Annotated in this window: 13 protein-coding genes and 2 tRNA genes; 9 read left to right on the top strand and 6 right to left on the bottom strand. The window is 71.4% G+C overall.

Annotated elements, in window-relative coordinates:
* Positions 1 to 38 precede the first annotated feature (38 nt).
* A complete protein-coding gene (locus tag JOC24_RS11720) occupies positions 39 to 1,280 on the bottom strand; it encodes a M6 family metalloprotease domain-containing protein (protein WP_205020156.1) in 1,242 nt (413 codons plus the stop codon).
* 455 nt (positions 1,281 to 1,735) lie between these two features.
* On the opposite strand from JOC24_RS11720, the gene JOC24_RS11715 reads away from it, so the two are divergent.
* A complete protein-coding gene (locus JOC24_RS11715) occupies positions 1,736 to 3,574 on the top strand; it encodes a putative bifunctional diguanylate cyclase/phosphodiesterase (RefSeq protein ID WP_205020155.1) in 1,839 nt (612 codons plus the stop codon).
* 31 nt (positions 3,575 to 3,605) lie between these two features.
* Here the strand turns inward: JOC24_RS11715 and JOC24_RS11710 are convergent, their stop codons facing one another.
* Both JOC24_RS11710 and JOC24_RS11705 read right to left on the bottom strand, forming a co-directional pair.
* Complete coding sequence (locus JOC24_RS11710; RefSeq protein WP_205020154.1) at positions 3,606 to 4,703, bottom strand: LLM class flavin-dependent oxidoreductase; 1,098 nt, start codon at positions 4,701 to 4,703, stop codon at positions 3,606 to 3,608.
* Positions 4,704 to 4,862: 159 nt separating this feature from the next.
* Positions 4,863 to 5,627 carry a maleate cis-trans isomerase family protein gene (locus tag JOC24_RS11705; RefSeq protein ID WP_205020153.1) on the bottom strand — a complete coding sequence of 255 codons (765 nt, stop codon included), beginning with the start codon at positions 5,625 to 5,627 and terminating at the stop codon, positions 4,863 to 4,865.
* Positions 5,628 to 5,811: 184 nt separating this feature from the next.
* Between JOC24_RS11705 and JOC24_RS11700 the strand changes: the two genes are divergently transcribed.
* The 7 genes from JOC24_RS11700 to JOC24_RS11670 all read left to right on the top strand — a co-directional run bounded on the left by JOC24_RS11700 (position 5,812) and on the right by JOC24_RS11670 (position 11,313).
* Positions 5,812 to 6,771 carry a D-2-hydroxyacid dehydrogenase gene (locus JOC24_RS11700; protein ID WP_205020152.1) on the top strand — a complete coding sequence of 320 codons (960 nt, stop codon included), beginning with the start codon at positions 5,812 to 5,814 and terminating at the stop codon, positions 6,769 to 6,771.
* 219 nt (positions 6,772 to 6,990) lie between these two features.
* Complete coding sequence (gene ehuB, locus JOC24_RS11695) at positions 6,991 to 7,893, top strand: ectoine/hydroxyectoine ABC transporter substrate-binding protein EhuB (RefSeq protein ID WP_205020151.1); 903 nt, start codon at positions 6,991 to 6,993, stop codon at positions 7,891 to 7,893.
* A 19-nt stretch (positions 7,894 to 7,912) separates the two neighbouring features.
* The gene (gene ehuC / locus JOC24_RS11690) at positions 7,913 to 8,647 is read left to right on the top strand and encodes an ectoine/hydroxyectoine ABC transporter permease subunit EhuC (RefSeq protein ID WP_205020150.1); all 735 of its coding nucleotides are present in this window, start codon (positions 7,913 to 7,915) and stop codon (positions 8,645 to 8,647) included.
* On the top strand, positions 8,644 to 9,288 hold the full coding sequence (gene ehuD / locus JOC24_RS11685; protein WP_205020149.1) for an ectoine/hydroxyectoine ABC transporter permease subunit EhuD: 645 nt from the start codon (positions 8,644 to 8,646) through the stop codon (positions 9,286 to 9,288). Before ehuC ends, ehuD begins: the two co-directional genes overlap by 4 nt.
* Entirely contained in the window at positions 9,278 to 10,111 is an 834-nt protein-coding gene (ehuA, locus tag JOC24_RS11680) for an ectoine/hydroxyectoine ABC transporter ATP-binding protein EhuA (protein WP_205020148.1), read from the top strand. The genes ehuD and ehuA overlap by 11 nt, the downstream gene beginning before the upstream one ends.
* Positions 10,112 to 10,286: 175 nt before the next feature.
* Positions 10,287 to 11,045: an IclR family transcriptional regulator gene (locus JOC24_RS11675; RefSeq protein WP_205020147.1), complete on the top strand. Its 759-nt coding sequence runs from the start codon at positions 10,287 to 10,289 to the stop codon at positions 11,043 to 11,045.
* 194 nt (positions 11,046 to 11,239) lie between these two features.
* Positions 11,240 to 11,313, top strand: a tRNA-Lys gene (locus JOC24_RS11670).
* 71 nt (positions 11,314 to 11,384) lie between these two features.
* Here the strand turns inward: JOC24_RS11670 and JOC24_RS11665 are convergent.
* From JOC24_RS11665 to JOC24_RS11655, 3 genes are all read right to left on the bottom strand, one after another.
* Entirely contained in the window at positions 11,385 to 11,975 is a 591-nt protein-coding gene (locus JOC24_RS11665; RefSeq protein ID WP_205020146.1) for a lytic polysaccharide monooxygenase auxiliary activity family 9 protein, read from the bottom strand.
* A gap of 167 nt (positions 11,976 to 12,142) precedes the next feature.
* Positions 12,143 to 14,305, bottom strand: coding sequence for an SPFH domain-containing protein (locus tag JOC24_RS33170; protein ID WP_239580311.1), 2,163 nt, complete (start codon positions 14,303 to 14,305; stop codon positions 12,143 to 12,145).
* A gap of 37 nt (positions 14,306 to 14,342) precedes the next feature.
* Positions 14,343 to 15,629 (bottom strand): peptidoglycan-binding protein, encoded by a 1,287-nt coding sequence (locus tag JOC24_RS11655; RefSeq protein WP_205020145.1) that lies wholly within the window; start codon positions 15,627 to 15,629, stop codon positions 14,343 to 14,345.
* Between the two features lie 169 nt (positions 15,630 to 15,798).
* Here JOC24_RS11655 and JOC24_RS11650 point away from each other — a divergent pair.
* Positions 15,799 to 15,872 (top strand) — tRNA-Lys (locus JOC24_RS11650).
* The last annotated feature ends 856 nt before the right edge of the window (positions 15,873 to 16,728 follow it).

Here is a 16,728-nt window from a genome sequence, read left to right as displayed (position 1 = left end):
AAGCGAGGGGGCTTCTTCCGTGGGGGCGTCCGCGCAGGTCAGGTCCCTGTGGTGACCCGGACGGTCCAGGCTCCCGACCGGGTTCGGTCGGCGACCTCGATGCGGACGCGTTCGCCCGGCACGGTGTAGCGCTCGCCCTCCCGGAGCGGGGCGTCCGCGAGGGGCGGGTAGACCGACCGGTCCCAGCAGGCGTCGGACTCGGGGTGCGTGTCCAGGACCTCTATCGGCCCGCCGCCGGAGGGCGTCGCGTTGCGGATGCGGTAGACGAGGACCCCCTCGGTACAGGTCGTCCGGTCGTTACCCGTGGCACTGCGCGCCTCGATGGCCAGTGCGCTGTCCACGCCGGTCCTGATGACCGCGAGCCGCGTCCCGAGGGACGCCCCGCGCACGGGCACCTCGGCCATGGGCTCCAGGGTGAGGTCGGCGGCGCCCTGCACGCACACGACCTCCTGGCTTCCGAGCCAGCCGAGCTTCCACTTGTGCCAGCCGAAAAGGTCCGGGGACAGTCCGAACTGGCTGCCCATCACGTCCCAGTCGCCGACGTAGGTGTCCCAGTCGCCCTTCCCGTCCTCGGGCCGGTGGTAGAGGTCCGCCAGGTCGAAGACGTGTCCGGTCTCGTGCGCGAGGACGTTCCGGTCCGGCGGGTGCTCCTCGAAGACCGTGACCACGCGTTTGATGTCCGTGTCGTCGGCCCGCAGCGGCCGGTCGAAGTTGACGACCTTGGTGGCGTCGGAGTCGACGCCGGGGGCGTCGGGGTCGGCGACGAGGTAGACGACGTCGTACGCCGAGAAGTCGGTCTGCTCGTCGGCGGCCTCGATCGCGTCCCGCAGGTAGGCGCTGCGGCGCTCCGACCCCCAGTCGCGCTGTATTCCGTACCAGCTGGAGGGGTGCGGCATGAGGGTCCACTGCCGCTGCGGGTGGGCGCGCAGGGTGAACTTCCCGTACGAGGCGCGCTGGAAGAAGCGGGAGGTGGAGGGGAAGTGGTCGGCGGCGAGCACGTCGGGGGACACGACGGGCTCGGCGTCGGGAAAGGAGAGGAAGATCATGACCGCGTCGAGGCCGCGGTCGGGGCGCGGGTAGGCGCTGTTCCAGGTGTCGAGGCCGAGGGAGTGGTGCGCCCCGGTCCTGGGCAGGGCGCACGGTCCCGCGTCGCGCGAGGCCGCCACCGCGGGCCCTGCGACGAGCCCGGTGGCGGCGAGCGCCAGGAGCGAGGTGAGAGCGGCAGCCGCACTGCGCAGCCTCGGCCTCTCCGACCCCCCGGGTCCGTGCTGACGCGGCACATCTACCTCCGGGTGGCGAATGCGGGTCTCCCCCCTCACCCTGTGCCGGTTCTGCGGCGTACGCCCTGTTGTGCTGCCCCACACGGGTCAGCCGGAGCCGGGAACGACCAGTCGGCATCAGTCGGCATCAGTCGGCATCAGTCGGATCGAGACATACCTACCCTCACAGAGCGTCACATTCGCTCACCCTGGAGCCTTGAACAACCAGAACGGCTCAAAATTCGTCATCTACGGCCAAAGCGCTCCGGGGTGGTCCAGAGGGTGGAGGGGCCGGACGGACGTGAGCCATGCGCGTACCGTGCATCCGAAACGGCGGGCGCGCTGGAACGTGCGGCGCGCCACCCTCTATGCTTCACCTCGTTTTCCTGCGTGGTTCCCGCCTCTCGCGCGGCGCTCCGCTCCACGCCCTGCCCGGCCACACCTGTTCACGACGATCTGCACAGCGGGAGCGAGCGGTGAGCGGAACCTCCGAAGGGCCGACGCCCGGGACGGGCACCTCCCCCGGCACCGGTCCGCCGGAGGTGACCCACCGTGATCATCAGGGGACGGGGCTCGCCGAGCTGCGCGACTACCGCGCCGCGTTCGCGTCGGCGACCCTCCCGATGGCCGTCGTCGACCACCGCGGCCGGATCGTCAGGGCGAACGACGCACTGGGCGGACTGCTCGGCGCAGAGCCCGCGTCCCTGGCCGGGCAGCTCGCGGCCGACCTCACCGGCCTGACCTCGGACGCCCCCGCCCGGCGCGCGTACACCGAGGTCCTGCGCGGCACCCGCCCCCGGTTCCGGTGCGCCCGGCAGCTCAAGCACGCCGACGGCAGCCCGTTGTGGGCCGAGGTCACCGTCGTACCGATGGGTGACCCGGCCTCCGGCGCCGGCCGGGTGCTGCTGTCCGTCGCCGACGTCAGCGACCGGCGCGAGCTGCGGGAGCGGCTGCGCCATCTGCGGACGCACGATCCCGTGACCCTGCTGCCCAACCGCACGCTGTTCCTCGAGCGGCTCTCGACCGCGCTGGAGACCCTGTCGTCGCCGGACGGGTCATCGCCCGGGCAGGGCCGGATCGGCCTCTGCTACCTGGACGTCGACGGCTTCAAGGCGGTGAACGACACCTTGGGTCACCGCATCGGCGACCGGCTGCTGGCGGCCGTCGCCGGACGGCTCACCGACTGCGCCGAAGGCGACGGCCACCGTGCGGGCGGCCATCTGGTGGCACGGCTCGGCGGTGACGAGTTCGCGATCCTTGTCGAGGCCTCCTCGGGTACGCCTCAGCTCACGGGCCTCGCCCGTTCCGTGCTGGCCGCTCTGCAGCGGCCGTTCGAGGTGTCCGGGCACCGGCTGTCGGTCTCCGCGTCGATCGGGGTGGTGGAGCGGCCGTCCGCCGGAACGTCGGCCACCGCTCTGATGCAGGCGGCGGACACCACGCTCTACTGGGCGAAGGAGGACGGCAGGGCCCGCTGGACCCTCTTCGACCCCGAGCGAAACGCCCACCGGATGACCCGGCAGGCGCTCTCCTCCACACTGCGCCCGGCCGTCGAACGCGGGGAGTTCACTCTGGAGTACCAGCCGCTGGTGGGCATGGCGGACGAGGTCGTCCGGGGTGTGGAGGCCCTGGTCCGGTGGAACCACCCGCGGTTCGGGCTGCTGGCACCGAGCCGGTTCGTCCCGATCGCCGAGGAGGACGGCACGATCGTCCAGCTCGGCCGGTGGATCCTGCGCACGGCGTGCCGGCAGGCACGCCGCTGGCAGCTGGAACACCCGGACGAATCCGCACTGTTCATCAGCGTCAACGTCGCCGTGCGACAGGTGTGGGACTCCGACCTGGTCACCGACGTGGCGGAGATCCTCACCGAGACCGGCCTCGGGCCGGAACTGCTGCAACTGGAGCTGACCGAGTCGGCGGTCATGGGCTCGTCGGGACGGCCGCTCCAGGTGCTTCAGGCGCTCAGCGACATGGGCGTCCGCATCGCGATCGACGACTTCGGCACGGGCTACTCCAACCTCGCCTATCTGAGCCGACTGCCCGTGTCCGTGCTGAAGCTGGACGGTTCGTTCGTACGCGGTTTCCGCTACGAGGACGGCGCGCACCCCAGCCCGGCCGACGAGACGATCGTCGAGGCCATGGTGCAGCTGGCGCACCGCCTGGGCCTGACGGTCACCGCGGAGTGCGTGGAGACGTCGGGCCAGGCGGAGCGGCTGCGCCGGATCGGCTGCGACACCGGGCAGGGGTGGCTGTACTCCCGTGCGGTGGCCCCGGAGCGGATCGCCGAACTGATCGGCGCCAGGCCGCCGGAGGGCTGACCGGCGCCGGTTCCCGGAGCCGCCGGCCGGGTCAGATCGTGGGCAGCCCGTAGGCGTCGGCGATGAGCTCGTACGAGCGCAGGCGGGCCTCGCCACCGTGTGCGTTGGCCGTGATCATCAGCTCGTCCGCGCCGGTGCGCTTGGCCAGGTCGTCCAGACCGGTACGGACCTCGTCCGCCGTGCCGTGGACGATGTCCTTCAGCCAGCCGTCGACGAACTCGCGCTCCATGGGGCTGAAGTCGTACGCCTCCGCCTCCTCGGGGCTCGGCACGAGGCCCGGGCGCCCGGTACGCAGCCGGACCATGGACAGGGCGCCGGTGAGCACCTGGCGCCTGGCCTCGCGCTCGTCGTCGGCGGCCAGTGCCGCGACCCCGATGAGGGCGTAGGGGGCGTCGAGCACTGCGGAGGGCTTGAAGGACTCCCGGTACAGGTCCAGGGCCGGCACGGTGTTGCGTGCCGAGAAGTGGTGGGCGAAGGCGAAGGGCAGCCCGAGGACACCGGCCAGCCGGGCGCTGAAGCCGGAGGAGCCCAGCAGCCAGACCGGCGGACGGGCGGAGGACTGGACACCGCCGGGCGAGGTGGCCTGCACGGGCCCGGGGACGGCGTGGATGCGGGCGTACGGGTGTCCGTCCGGGAAGTCGTCGTCCAGGAAGCGGGTCAGCTCGGCCAGTTGCTGCGGGAAGTCGTCGGCCCCCTCGTTCAGCCGGTCCGTGCGCCGCAGTGCGGCAGCGGTCGCGCCGTCCGTGCCGGGGGCCCGGCCCAGTCCGAGGTCGACGCGGCCGGGGGCCATCGCCTCCAGGGTGCCGAACTGCTCCGCGATCACCAGCGGGGCGTGGTTGGGCAGCATCACACCGCCGGAGCCGAGCCGGATGCGCTCGGTGTGGGCGGCCAGGTTCGCCAGGATCACGGCGGGCGACGAGGAGGCGACACCGGGCATGGAGTGGTGCTCGGCGACCCAGAACCGGTGGAATCCGCGGCTCTCGGCGAGCTTGGCGATGTCCACGCTGGTGCGCAGTGCCTGGGTCGCGGTGCGGCCCTGGCCCACGGTCACCAGGTCGAGCACGGACAGGGGAACGGAGGCCGTCCCGCCCGCCGTGCCGCGAATCTGGTCGCCTCGGTTCTCATCCACGTGTTCGGCCTCTCCGGTGCTGCGTCTGGGTACCGGAGGGTGCCAACAGGAGGATGGCTCCGCTTATTCCCGCGGTGTCCGGAAGCCGGGGCGCACGCTCCCCCGGCTTCCGGACCCTGGGTACCCTGCCGACTCCCCCGACGTCCGGTTCCGGGGCGCCTACTCCCGTACCTCGATGCCCCGGGGCTCGGTGGCACCGAGCGGGGGCTCGCGGGTGGCGAACAGCGTGCCGAGGGTGGGGGCCCAGATGCGGCGTTCGGCGAGCCGGAGGCCTTCCCAGACCGCCACCTGGTTGGCGGTGAGTACCGGCTTGCCGAGGATTTCCTCGAGCTCGGGGACGTACGCGGCGGTGTGCAGGGCGTTGTCCGGGAGCAGCACCACCTCGGCGTCGGGGTGGTCCCCGGCCACGGCCAGCTGCTTCACGAGCTCCACGTCCGCGGCGGCCGCCTCGGACGCCGTGATGATGCCGCCACCACGACTGGCGGCCACCTCGATCCCACCGGACCGCAGGAAGCCGGCGAAGAGCGTGGCGATGTCCTCGGAGTAGGTCGCGGCGACCGCGACCCGGGACGCCCCCAGCTCGTGTACCGCCTGGACGAAACCGATCGACGTGCTCGACGCGGGGAGCCCGGCGGCCCTGGCCAGCTCGGCGGCCTGTTCGTGCGCCCCCTCCCAGCCGTAGGCGAAGCTGCCGCCCGAACAGGCCCAGACCAGGGATTCGGCACCTGCCAGCCGCAGTTCCTCGACACCGGCGTTCAGACGGTCGGGGGTGCCCGCCGCCCGGAGGTTCTCCGCCCTGCGGGCGTCCTCGTCGATGTCGGTGTGGAAGAGCGGCACCCTGATGTCGCTGTCGAGCATGACCTCGATCCGCGGGAAGTCGTCCTCCGCGGCATGGCCCGGGTAGAGAAGTCCTACGGTCGTCATGTCCATCCTTCCCGTGCGTCCGGATGTCGTGCCGGCACTCGCGCCACCGCTGTCCCCGCCGGGACAATTATTCCCCTTGTGGCCCCATGCCGTCTCCCGCAACCGGTGTGACCAGCGGTTTCTCCCGCGGGTCGAGGGGTCCTGTTGACGGGCGTGTGCCCCGGTGCGAGCGTGGTCATTCCTGATGACCACTCCTGTGATCCTCGTACTGGACACCGACCCGTCACCGCGCCTGGGCCGGCTGACCGGACGGGCCCTCGTGAGGTACGCCGACGAGCGGACGCTGGCCGGGCAGCTGCCCGACGCCGATGTCCTGCTGGTCTGGGACTTCACCTCCGACGCCGTCCGCGCGGCCTGGCCCGGCGACGGGCCGCGCCCCCGCTGGGTGCACACCGCGAGCGCCGGGGTGGACCGGCTGCTCTGCCCGGAGCTGGCCGCCTCCCCGACCGTCGTCACCAACGCCCGTGGCGTCTTCGAGCTGCCGATTGCCGAGTACGTCGCGGGGCTGGTGCTCGCCTTCGCGAAGGACCTCCCCCGCACTCTGGACCTCCAGCGGCAGCACCGGTGGCACCACCGGGAGACCCGGGACCTCGCCGGCAGCCGCGCCGTGGTCGTCGGCGCGGGGCCCATCGGCCGGGAGATCATGCGGCTGCTGCACGGCCTCGGTGTGCGGGTGGCGCTCGTCGGACGTACCGCGCGGCGCACGATTCACGGCGTCGAGGATCTGGGGCGGCTGGCGGCAGGCGCGGACTGGGTGATCTCCGCGGCCCCCCTGACGGACGAGACGCGCGGGATGTTCGACACCCGCTTCTTCGGGTTGCTCCAGCCCTCCGCCCACTTCGTCAACGTGGGGCGCGGTCAGCTGACCGTCGAGGAGGATCTGGCCGACGCGCTGCGCCGGCGCTGGATCGCGGGCGCGGCGCTCGACGTGTTCCAGGAGGAGCCGCTGGGCCCGTCCAGCCCGCTGTGGGACGTGCCCGGCCTGCTGGTCTCCCCGCACATGAGCGGGGACACGGCAGGATGGCGGGACCGGCTGGGTGAACAGTTCGTCGCGATGTACGAACGCTGGGCGGCCGGGGAGCCGCTGCCCAACGTGGTGGACGTACGGCGTGGTTACGTACCTTCCCCGGACGTCCCGTCCTGACTCTCCGCCCTGACGGCCGGTCATGGATCCGCGCACCGCAGCCGGTACGCCCCGTGCACCCGTCATCGCCCTCCGCCCATGACGGGACACGGGAGGGTCACCCTCCGGCCACCGTTCGGTTACATGGCAGCGCTTGCTGCATACGTGCCCCGGATCGGGCAGGTGCTCACTCTGTCCGGACTGTTCGACACCCCCTATTCCCGCAGGAGATCGCGAACCATGGCTGACTTCCCTCACCTGTCCCGTCGGGGCTTCCTCAATCGAACGGCGGCCGTCGGAGGTCTGCTCGTGGTCCCCGGTCTCCTCTCCGCGTGCAGCAAGACGGACGCCGGTGCCGCGGACGGTGAGGGCGCGCTCGACAAGCTCCGCAAGCAGGGCTTCGTCCGGGTCGCGTACGCCAACGAGGCCCCGTACGGGTACATGGAGGGCAAGGAGCTCAAGGGCGAGGCCCCCACCCTGCACCGGGAGATATTCAAGGCGCTCGGTGTCGACGAGCTGAAGCCCACCCTCTCGGAGTGGGACGGCCTCATCCCCGGCCTGCAGGCGGGCAAGTACGACGTGGTCAGCGCGGGCATGGCCATCACGCCGGAGCGCTGCGCCAACGCGCTGTTCTCCGAGCCGGAGTTCATCTCCCCCACGGCCCTGATGGTGAAGAAGGGCAACCCGAAGAAGCTCACCGACCTGGCGTCCGCGAAGGCGGCGGGGGTCACCGTCGGCGTGATGTCCGGTGCGGTCGAGGCGTCGTACGCCGAGGGCGCGGGCATCGCCGAGGGGAAGATCAAGACGCTGCAGAAGCCGCAGGACGGCGCGGACGCCGTCAAGGGCGGCCGGATCGACGCGTTCCTGCTCACCGGCATCTCGCTGCGCTGGCTGGCCAAGACCAACCCGGACACCGAGGTCACCGAGGCCTTCGTGCCGGAGCTGGACGGCGCGAAGCAGTTCTCCCCGGGCGGCGCGGTGTTCCGCCAGGGCAACGAGGAACTGCGGGACGCCTTCAACCGCGAGCTCAAGAAGATCGTCTCGGACCGGTCCCGCTATGTGGAGCTGCTCCGGGAGTACGGCTTCGGCGCCACGGAGATACCGCCGGCCACGCTCAAGACGGCCGACCTGTGCAAGGGCTGACGGGGGCGGACCACACCGTATGAGTGACTTCCTCACCGTACTCGGCGAAGAGTTTCCCCAGGTCAGATCCGGCCTGTGGGTGACGCTCGAGGCGACGGTCCTCGGCTCCCTGGTCGCACTGCTGCTGTCGTTCGTCCTCGGCCTGGCGGCGGGCAGCAGGCTGCTGCTGGTGCGCGGGGTCTCCCGGACCGTCGTGGAGTTCTTCCGCGGCACCTCCCTCTACATCCAGCTCTTCTGGCTCTACTACGCGATGCCGCCCCTCACGGGCTACGAACTCACCCCGCTGGTCTGCGGGATCGTCGCCTTCGGGCTGAACTACGGTGCGTACGGTTCGGAGATCGTGCGCGGCGCGATCAACTCCGTCCCCCGGGCGCAGTACGAGGCGGCCGTGGCGCTGAACATGACGCCCTTCCACCGGATGCGCAAAGTGATCATGCCGCAGGCCTGGGTGCAGATGATCCCGTCCTTCACCAACCTGCTGATCCAGCTGCTGAAGTGCACGCCCCTGCTGTGGCTGCTCTCCGCGGCCGATCTGATGACCGCGATCGAACACGTCCGCAGCCGGAGCGGTGAGACCCTCACCACGTATCTGATGCTGCTGGCCGTCTACTTCGTCCTCGCCTACGCGCTGACCCTGCTGATGAACATGCTGGAGCGCACCGCCAAGCGGCGGCTGGGACTGCACACCGGTGCGGGCAGCCTGCTGAAGACTCGCACGGCGGAAGCCGCTGCCACGGCGGGAGGTTCCCGGTGAACCAGTCGTTCCGGTGGGATGCCGTCGGGGACGCCTTCCCGCTGCTGCTCGAAGGATTCAGGGTCACTCTGCTGGCGACCGTGCTCGGCACGCTCGTGGCGGCGGTGCTCGGGCTGGCCGTCGCGGTGGCCGGCCGTGCGCCCTCCCGGTTCGTGACCGTGCCGGTGAAGGCACTCACGGAGTTCGTCCGCTCCACTCCGCTGCTGGTCCAGCTGGTGGGCGCGGCAGCCGTCTTCAGCTCCGTGGAACCGCTGACCGTCGGCATCGTCGTGCTGGGCGTCCACTACGCCGCGTACACCTCCGAGGTCTACCGGGCCGGGATCGACGGGGTCCCCAAGGGTCAGTGGGAGGCCTGCCGGGCGCTCTCGATGTCGCCGCGGCGGACCTGGCAGGCGGTGATCCTTCCGCAGGCGGTGCGCAACGTGCTGCCGGCCCTCGGCAACTACGCGATCTCGATGTTCAAGGAAACCCCCTTCCTCGCCGTAATCACGGTGCAGGAGATGGTCTTCGAGGCCCGGAAGTACGGAGCCGACCACTTCGTGTACACCGAGGTGTTCACGCTCGCCGGGCTCGTCTTCCTGGTCGCGAGCTACCCCACCTCGCTGCTGATGAGAAAGCTGGAGAAGCGTCTTGGCCACTGAACCCGCCCCCCTCAAGAAGATCGCGGACGCGGCCGGTGACCCCCTGGTCACGGGCGTCGAGCCACTCGTCCGCTTCGACAAGGTCGTCAAGCGCTACGGCGACCACGTGGTCCTGGACGAGCTGGACTTCACCGTGCGGCGCGGCGAGCACGTCACGCTGATCGGTCCGAGCGGCTCGGGGAAGACCACGATCCTGCGGCTCCTGATGACCCTCGAGAAGGTCAGCGACGGTGTGATCTGGGTGGACGGCTCGCCGCTCTCGCACGTGCGCCGGCCGGACGGCTCCCTGAAGCCGGCGGGCGAGAAGGAGCTGCGGGTCTCCCGGAAGAAGATCGGCATGGTCTTCCAGCAGTTCAACCTCTTCCCCAACATGAAGGTGCTCCAGAACATCACCGAGGCCCCGGTCAACGTCCTCGGCATGGAGCGCGAAGAGGCGGAGGCCCGGGCCCGGGAACTGCTCGACCTGGTCGGGCTCTCCGGAAAGGTCGACGCCCACCCCTCCCAGCTCTCCGGCGGCCAGCAGCAGCGCGTCGCCATCGCCCGCGCGCTGGCGATGCGGCCGGAGATCCTGCTGCTCGACGAGGTGACGTCGGCGCTGGACCCCGAGCTCGTGGCCGGTGTGCTGGATCTGCTGGGCGACATCGCCAGGAGCACGGACATCACGATGCTCTGTGTGACCCACGAGATGAATTTCGCCCGGGACGTGTCGGAAAAGGTCCTGATGTTCGATGCGGGGCGGGTCGTGGAGTCCGGCTCACCGGAGAAGATATTCACCGATCCCGAACACGAACGTACGCGCGAGTTCCTCAACGCGGTGCTGTGACCTCGCCTTCGGCGCCGCACTCGTGACCCTGGCATATGCCAGGCGGGTGCGTCCCTGTTCTCCGAGCCGGGACGCACCGCCAACTCCCCGACAGCCCCTCCGAATCGGCCACTTGGCGACTATCGTAGGTCGCGAGCTTGCCGTCACAACCTGGTAGAGGCCCTGAGGGGGAACCGTGGCGTTGAAGCCGGAACCGAAGGCGCCGTTCCATTCGGTGCAGTACGCCTTGCGCGTGCTCGAATCCGTGTCCGCCCACGGCAGCGGAGCACCCGAGGCCCGGATCTCCCGGGAGACGGGACTCCCGACCGGGCACCTGAGACCCCTCCTCCTGACGCTGCGCCGCGAGGGATACGTCGAGCAGGTGGCCGACGGCGCGTACGTCATCGGATCCGCCCTCCTGGAGCTCGGCTCCGGTGCCGCCCGTCGGCGGTCCGTGGAGGCGAAGCTGCAGCAGACCCTGGTGCAGCTGCGGGATTCGGTCGGTGCGGCGGTCTACGTCAGCCGTTACGTCGACGGGGAGATCCGCGTCACGCAGGTGGCGGACGGGCCGCGCACGCCCGCGGTCAACGAGTGGGTGGACTTCCGCTCGGCGGCGCACGCCAGCGCGATCGGCAAGTGCCTGCTGACCCAGCTGGACCAGAACGGCCGGCGCGACCATCTGTCCCGGCACCGCATCGCACGGCTGACGTCGCGGACGATCACGAGCGAGAAGGTGCTCTTCTCGAAGCTGGACAGCCAGCCGGCGACGGTCCCGATGCTCGACCTCCAGGAGTACGCCGTGGGCACGGTGTGCGCGGCGGTCCCGCTCACGGCGGGGTCGGCTGCGGGGTGCCTGGCGCTGTCCCTCCCGATCGAGCACGCGCACCGGCTGCGGGCTGCCGCCGCCACACTGAACCGGCGGGCGGCACCGGTACTCCTGTCGCTGTCGCTCTGAGCCGCTTCCCATGAGCCCCGGTCTGTGGCGTGCGCCACCCACAGGTGCGGCGGGGAGTCCTCGCTCGGTATACATGTGCGGTGCGGACCCGCAGGTCAGGGGCGGGTCCGCACGGTTCGGCGGTGCTGTCGGCCCTGCCGCGGGCACGTGTCATCAGCACCCCTGGGGACCGGGTATTATTTTCGAGTCAGCAGGCGCCGTTAGCTCAGTTGGTTAGAGCAGCTGACTCTTAATCAGCGGGTCCGGGGTTCGAGTCCCTGACGGCGCACAGACACCACAGTGGGCGGTCTCCTTCCGGGAGACCGCCCACTGTGCGTTGCGCCTGGGACGTTGCGCCAGTCAGAACTTCACGTCGGAGCACGCGTAGAACGCGTTGCCGGTGTCGGCGACGTTCCAGACGGCCAGGATGACGTGCTTCCCGGTCTTCTGGGTCGGCATGGAGCCCTGGTGGGTGAGGGTGGCCGGAGGCTGCTGGTTTCCGTAGGGCACCGTCATGAAGGGCTGGGATTCCAGGGCGGCCCTGGTGAGCGGCTTGGTGGAGTCCCAGCCGTTCTTGGTGATGTAGTAGCGGAAGTCACTCGTGGAGTGCCGGGCGGTGAACTGCCAGCGGAAGCTGTAGCCCTGCCCCGCGGTGACCTGGGTGGCGGGCCAGTTGCCGCCGCGCGGGTCGTCGAGCTGGGCGAACCCGCTGTTTCCGCCGGCGCAGATCTTGCCGTCCGCCGGTCCTGCCGCCGGGAAGCCCTTGGGGCCCTCGACGCTCTGCGGCTCCCACTGGATGTTGCCGCAGCCCGTGACGGTGCCGTTGGCGCAGAGCTTCTGCCGGCTGATGGGGGAATCCGTGTAGCCGTGGCTGCTGGCGCTGCCGGTCGCGAACATGGAGACGCCCGCTATCGCCAGGCCGATGACTGCCGCGCTTGCCCTTTTCCGCATGCTGTGTCGCTCCTCGAGAACGTGGGGGATGTTCTGGGGATGTTCTGAGCTGTACTGCGCGCGTCGCTGTGCGGTCTAGACCAAGTCCAGATTATTGACGCGTCATGAACATGTCCAGACCAATGTGCATCGGGTTTCTGCGCGCACTCCCGCACGACCGGAAGGGGTCAGCTCCCTTCCGATCCGCTCCGCCCGGTGTAGAAAGCCACCGTCAGATCCCTCACCAGGGCCTTGTGTTCATAGTCGTCGAGCTCGACGATGCCGCGCGCGGTCAGCCGGCCGACCGTGTCGTCCACCGCGTCGACCAGGGAGGTGAGCACTCCGTCCCGGTGTTTCGCGTCGATCGCCGCGACCCGGCACCGCTGCATCGCCGCCGCGACCTCGGGGGCGTACTCGATCCCGGTCGGCTGCGCGGAGTACACCTCGATGCCCACGGGCATGCAGTCCGCCGTCACCATCCGGGTCAGCGCGTCGCCCACCGCCTCCGCGTCGCGCAGTGTGTGGGTGTCCTCGTGGAAGGCGTCGGCGGGCAGCTGCGAGAGCACCCGCGCGAGCGCCGCCTCCACCTGGTCGCGCAGATACCGCTCGTGGTCGGCGACACCGAGCGCGGCCCGCACGGTGTCCTTCACCCGCCAGACGACGAGGACCACGGCCCGCAGGGCGGTGCCGTTCGCGTCCACGGCGCGCAGCGGCTCACTGCGCCAGTGCCGCAGGCGTACGTCGACACGGCGGCGCCGCAGGAGCGGGGAGACCCAGAGGAGACCGGTGCGATGGACGCTGCCCCGGTAGCCGCCGAAGAGCGTCAGCACCGAGGCGTATCCGACCCGGCCCCGGCCGAGACCGCAGAGTGCGAGCAGCAGCACGGCCGCCGTCAGCCCGAGCAGGGCCCAGGCTCCGACACCGATGCCGTCGTACGGGCGGGCCTCCAGGCCGAGGCGGTCGTTCACGGCGGCGGGCAGCGCGCCCTGCCACCACAGCACGGCACCCCCGGCGGCCGTTCCCACAGCCGCGGTGAACAGCGCGACCCAGCCGGGCAGTACGGGGCCGGGCCGCTCGGTGAGCCGCATGTCGGCAGGGGGCGCGAGTCGGGACGGCCTCTGCGCCCGGGGGGAGCGCGGCGAGGGTGGGCGGCGGGCACCGGTCCGCGCGGCGTCGGTGCCGTCGGCGCCCGCCGGTCCGCGGCCCTGCCCGTCGTCGCGGAAGAGAAGGTGCGCGGGAATGGGCGCGGTGGCCTCCGTGCTGATGACGGGGCGCCGCCCGGCGCCCCACCAGGCGGCCGGGTCCGCGGTCTCGGCGTCGGGCGTCGCCGGGGCGCGGTCCTCGTCGGGCACCCGCACTCCGCCGCCGGGGCGGAACTGCGGCTGCCCGTCCTCGGGCCCGTCCGCCGGCTCGCTCCCCCGCGTGTCCCCCCGGTCCGCCGGATCCGGCCGCGCATCCGCCACTGCGGGGGCGAGCGGCATCGTGCCCGCGCAGACCGTCGCTTCGGTGTCCGCGCCGTCGGCCGCCTCCGTGTCCGCACGGGTGGCCACGTGCGTGCAGGCGTCCGCGGCCGTCTCCCGGAGTGGCCACAGCCCGGAGACCGGATCCAGGCCCGGCGGCTCCGCACCGATCACCGGCACCGGGCCCACCGGCTCCGAAACGCCCACCTGTACCGGATGTACCGGATCCAGGCCCAGGTACAGGTCCGGACCCAGGTCCGGCCACGGCACCGGCGTCTCCGGGCGGGGCGCCGGGTCCAGCCCCACGACCGCGCCCGGACCCGGCCGGAGGTCCGGTCCCACGACCGGCGCCGGCCCCGCGACCGAGGCCGGGACCGGGGCCACGACCGGGGCCGGGGCCACGATCAGCGCCGGGACCGGGGTCACGACCGGGACCGGGACCGCGATCTGCGCCGGGGCCGGGACCGGGGCGAGACCCTGGTCGAGATCCAGGTCCAGGTCCAGGTCCGCCGGGCCTACGCCGAACGCCGGGGCGGCTCGGCCGACTGCGGCCACCGCGGCCGGAGGCTGCCCCGGATCAGCCGGGACGGCCTCGCCCTCCCCGGCCCGTGGAGCCGCCCGCAGCACGGCAGGCGGCTCCGCCGGTGTCACGACGGGCCGCCCCACCGAAGGGGCCGAAGGGGCCGAAGCCGATTCCGGCGCCGCGCTCATCTCCGCCTCCGGCTCCACGCCGGGCCCCGGCACCCCCGCCTCGTACGTCTGTGTCACCAGCGGCACTTCGCCGGACACCTGCCCCCCTCCGTCCCCCGCACCGGGCCCGGGCAGGATCACCCGTGTGTCCCGCTCGCCCAGCTCGTCCCACTCGCCCCGCACGTTTTCCGTGGACCGCATTCCCGCCTCCGTCATGTCTGTTCCGTCACTTCAGCCGTCATGCGAACAACCGCCGCCATGTCTCCGGCCCCGGGTATCCGTCGGCCGCGCGCCCTCGCCAGCCCTGTGCGCGCTGGAATCCCTCGACGTTCCGGCGGTCCGCCTCCGTCCAGCGCGGGCCGGGGCCGGTCGCGTAGTGCGTGCCGTATCCCCTCTTCACCAGCTGGGCGCCCAGCTTCTGGACATGGCTGTTGGACTGGCCGGGAGCGAAGAAGCTCTTCCCCGGATATGCCGCGGCCCCGCTCGGGGAGCCGCCGGTCCCGGCGGCGGGGATCTTCCGGCCGGTTCCGCCCACCAGCAGCCGCCAGGTGTGCGGGCCGGGGACGCCGTCGGCCTCCTTGCCCTTCCACCCCTGCGCCAGCTGGAAGGCCTGCGTCGCGCGCTTGTCGGCGTCGCTCCAGCGCGGTCCGGCGCCCTGTTTGTAGAACCGTTTGCCGCCCTGGGCGATGAGCAGCTGCCCGAGCCGTGTCACGTGCGCGTTGTTCGCGCCGGGCCCGAACTTCCCGGCCCCGGGGAACGCGGTGGCCGAGCCGCTGCCGCTCGCGCCGCTGACGATGCCCTTGTAGCGGTAGGCGACGTACTTGGAGGAGTTGCTCCAGTACGCCATCCGCGTCGTCGCCTGCCGCGCGTTCGGGCGGGTCTGCTCGTACGCCAGGTAGTGACTGTGCGTGTGGTCGGTCCAGCCGCCGAACACCGTGACGTGCGAACCCACCGCGGGGTCGGCCAGGTTGTGGAAGAGGAGGATGTCGCCGGGCTCCAGATCCTCCCGGGCGATCTTCGTCCCGAAGGCCGCGAGGCTGCCGGTCCACTCGTTGGTGCCGAGGTTCCAGGCCATCGACACGAATCCGGAGCAGTCCTGCCGGTAGCCGTCCGACCAGTAGGCGCCCATGTCGTAGGGGACCTTCGCGGTCACCCATTTCTTCGCGCGGGTGATGATCTCGGTCCTGGTCGTCGTGCGCTGCGCCGTGCCCGGTGCGGAGGGCGGACCCGAGGTTCCGCTGTTGTACAGGGGCCCCACCGGGCCCTGGGGGGTGACCGGCTGGGGGTCGGCCTCGGCCCCCGCGCGGGCATCGCGTTCGACGGCGGTGGCCGCGGCCTCGCCGGCACCGCAGGACAGGACCACTCCCGCCGCGGTGACCAGCACCAGCGCCCGCCGCGCACCGTGCGCGGCGGGATGTCCGCCCAGACGCAGGGGCAGCGTGGCGGCCGTACGGCGGCGCTGCGCGCAGCCGGGACAACCACAGTCGGCGGTGGGTTCGTATTCCTCAAAGACCGGCACAGTCATGCGACTCCTCTTCCCTTCGACAATCGTCCAAATCTCCCGCACCCCTACTTTCCCGGCATATCTCATGGTGACGGACTAAAGAGAAAAAACGACCATCCGACAGGCCGGGCGGGAGAGGAATTGGTCGGGAGCACTCCGCCACATCGGGTAAAGTTCTCCAGGTCAGCAGGCGCCGTTAGCTCAGTTGGTTAGAGCAGCTGACTCTTAATCAGCGGGTCCGGGGTTCGAGTCCCTGACGGCGCACGCAACAGCGAGGCCCCCTCACCGACGGTGAGGGGGCCTCGCTCATGTCCACCCCGGCACGGGAAGCGCCCCCCGGGGGGCGCTCCACCTCACCACCGCACGCGCCCCCGGCCCGGGGAAGCAGTAACCAGCTTTCTCGCGGGGCGGGAACCCCGCTGAGGTGAGCACAGGTATGAATCAGGCAGAGTCCTGCGTGCGGGGGGATGACCATGGCGTCGACGCCGTCGGGCGACCGGCAGAACAACGGCCCTGGCCACACGGCCAGCTGCGGTTAGCCCCGCAGCCGGGCGCCGGGAGACAGCGGCGGCAGGCGCGGAGTGCGCTGTCACGCTACGACTACGAGCACTCCAGCCGGCTGGCCGGACCACTGACCCGGTCCGAACCGGACCGGCCGTACACGGTGCGCTACCGCTCGCCCCTCTCGCAGGAGACCTGCCGGATACGCGCGGCCAGGAGCACCCGGCCGGCAGCAGAACCGTGACCGTCACGGCCGTGGCTCTCAGCCTCGACCGGCGCAACTGCCTTACATCCAATCCCCCTTGACCCGATGCACTGCCCGTCGGCCCCAATCCGGGTACAGCGGTCCTGATCCCCGGACGCTTCCGCATGGATCCGGACATCCTGCCGGAAGACCTCCGGGCGCCACGCGTCGTCGTTCTACAGTGTCGTGTCGGTACGAACCACCTGCGGCCTCCCGCGTCGTGTCCGCGCCACTCCCGCGGCCCGGACACCGCGGTAGAGGACCGGCCCGGCCGGCGGCTCCGAGGGGGAGCGGGCACCGACCGGGCCGGGTCGTCCTGTCCGGGGCGTTTCGGCGGATCCGCGCGCCGTTCCTCACGGCGTCGCGTGCGCGTTC

It is taken from the genome of Streptomyces sp. HB132, assembly GCF_016909575.1.
Taxonomy (GTDB): Bacteria; Actinomycetota; Actinomycetes; order Streptomycetales; family Streptomycetaceae; genus Streptomyces.
The sequence above is the reverse complement of the archived record's forward strand: the minus strand, read 5'-3'. Positions and strand labels throughout refer to the sequence as shown.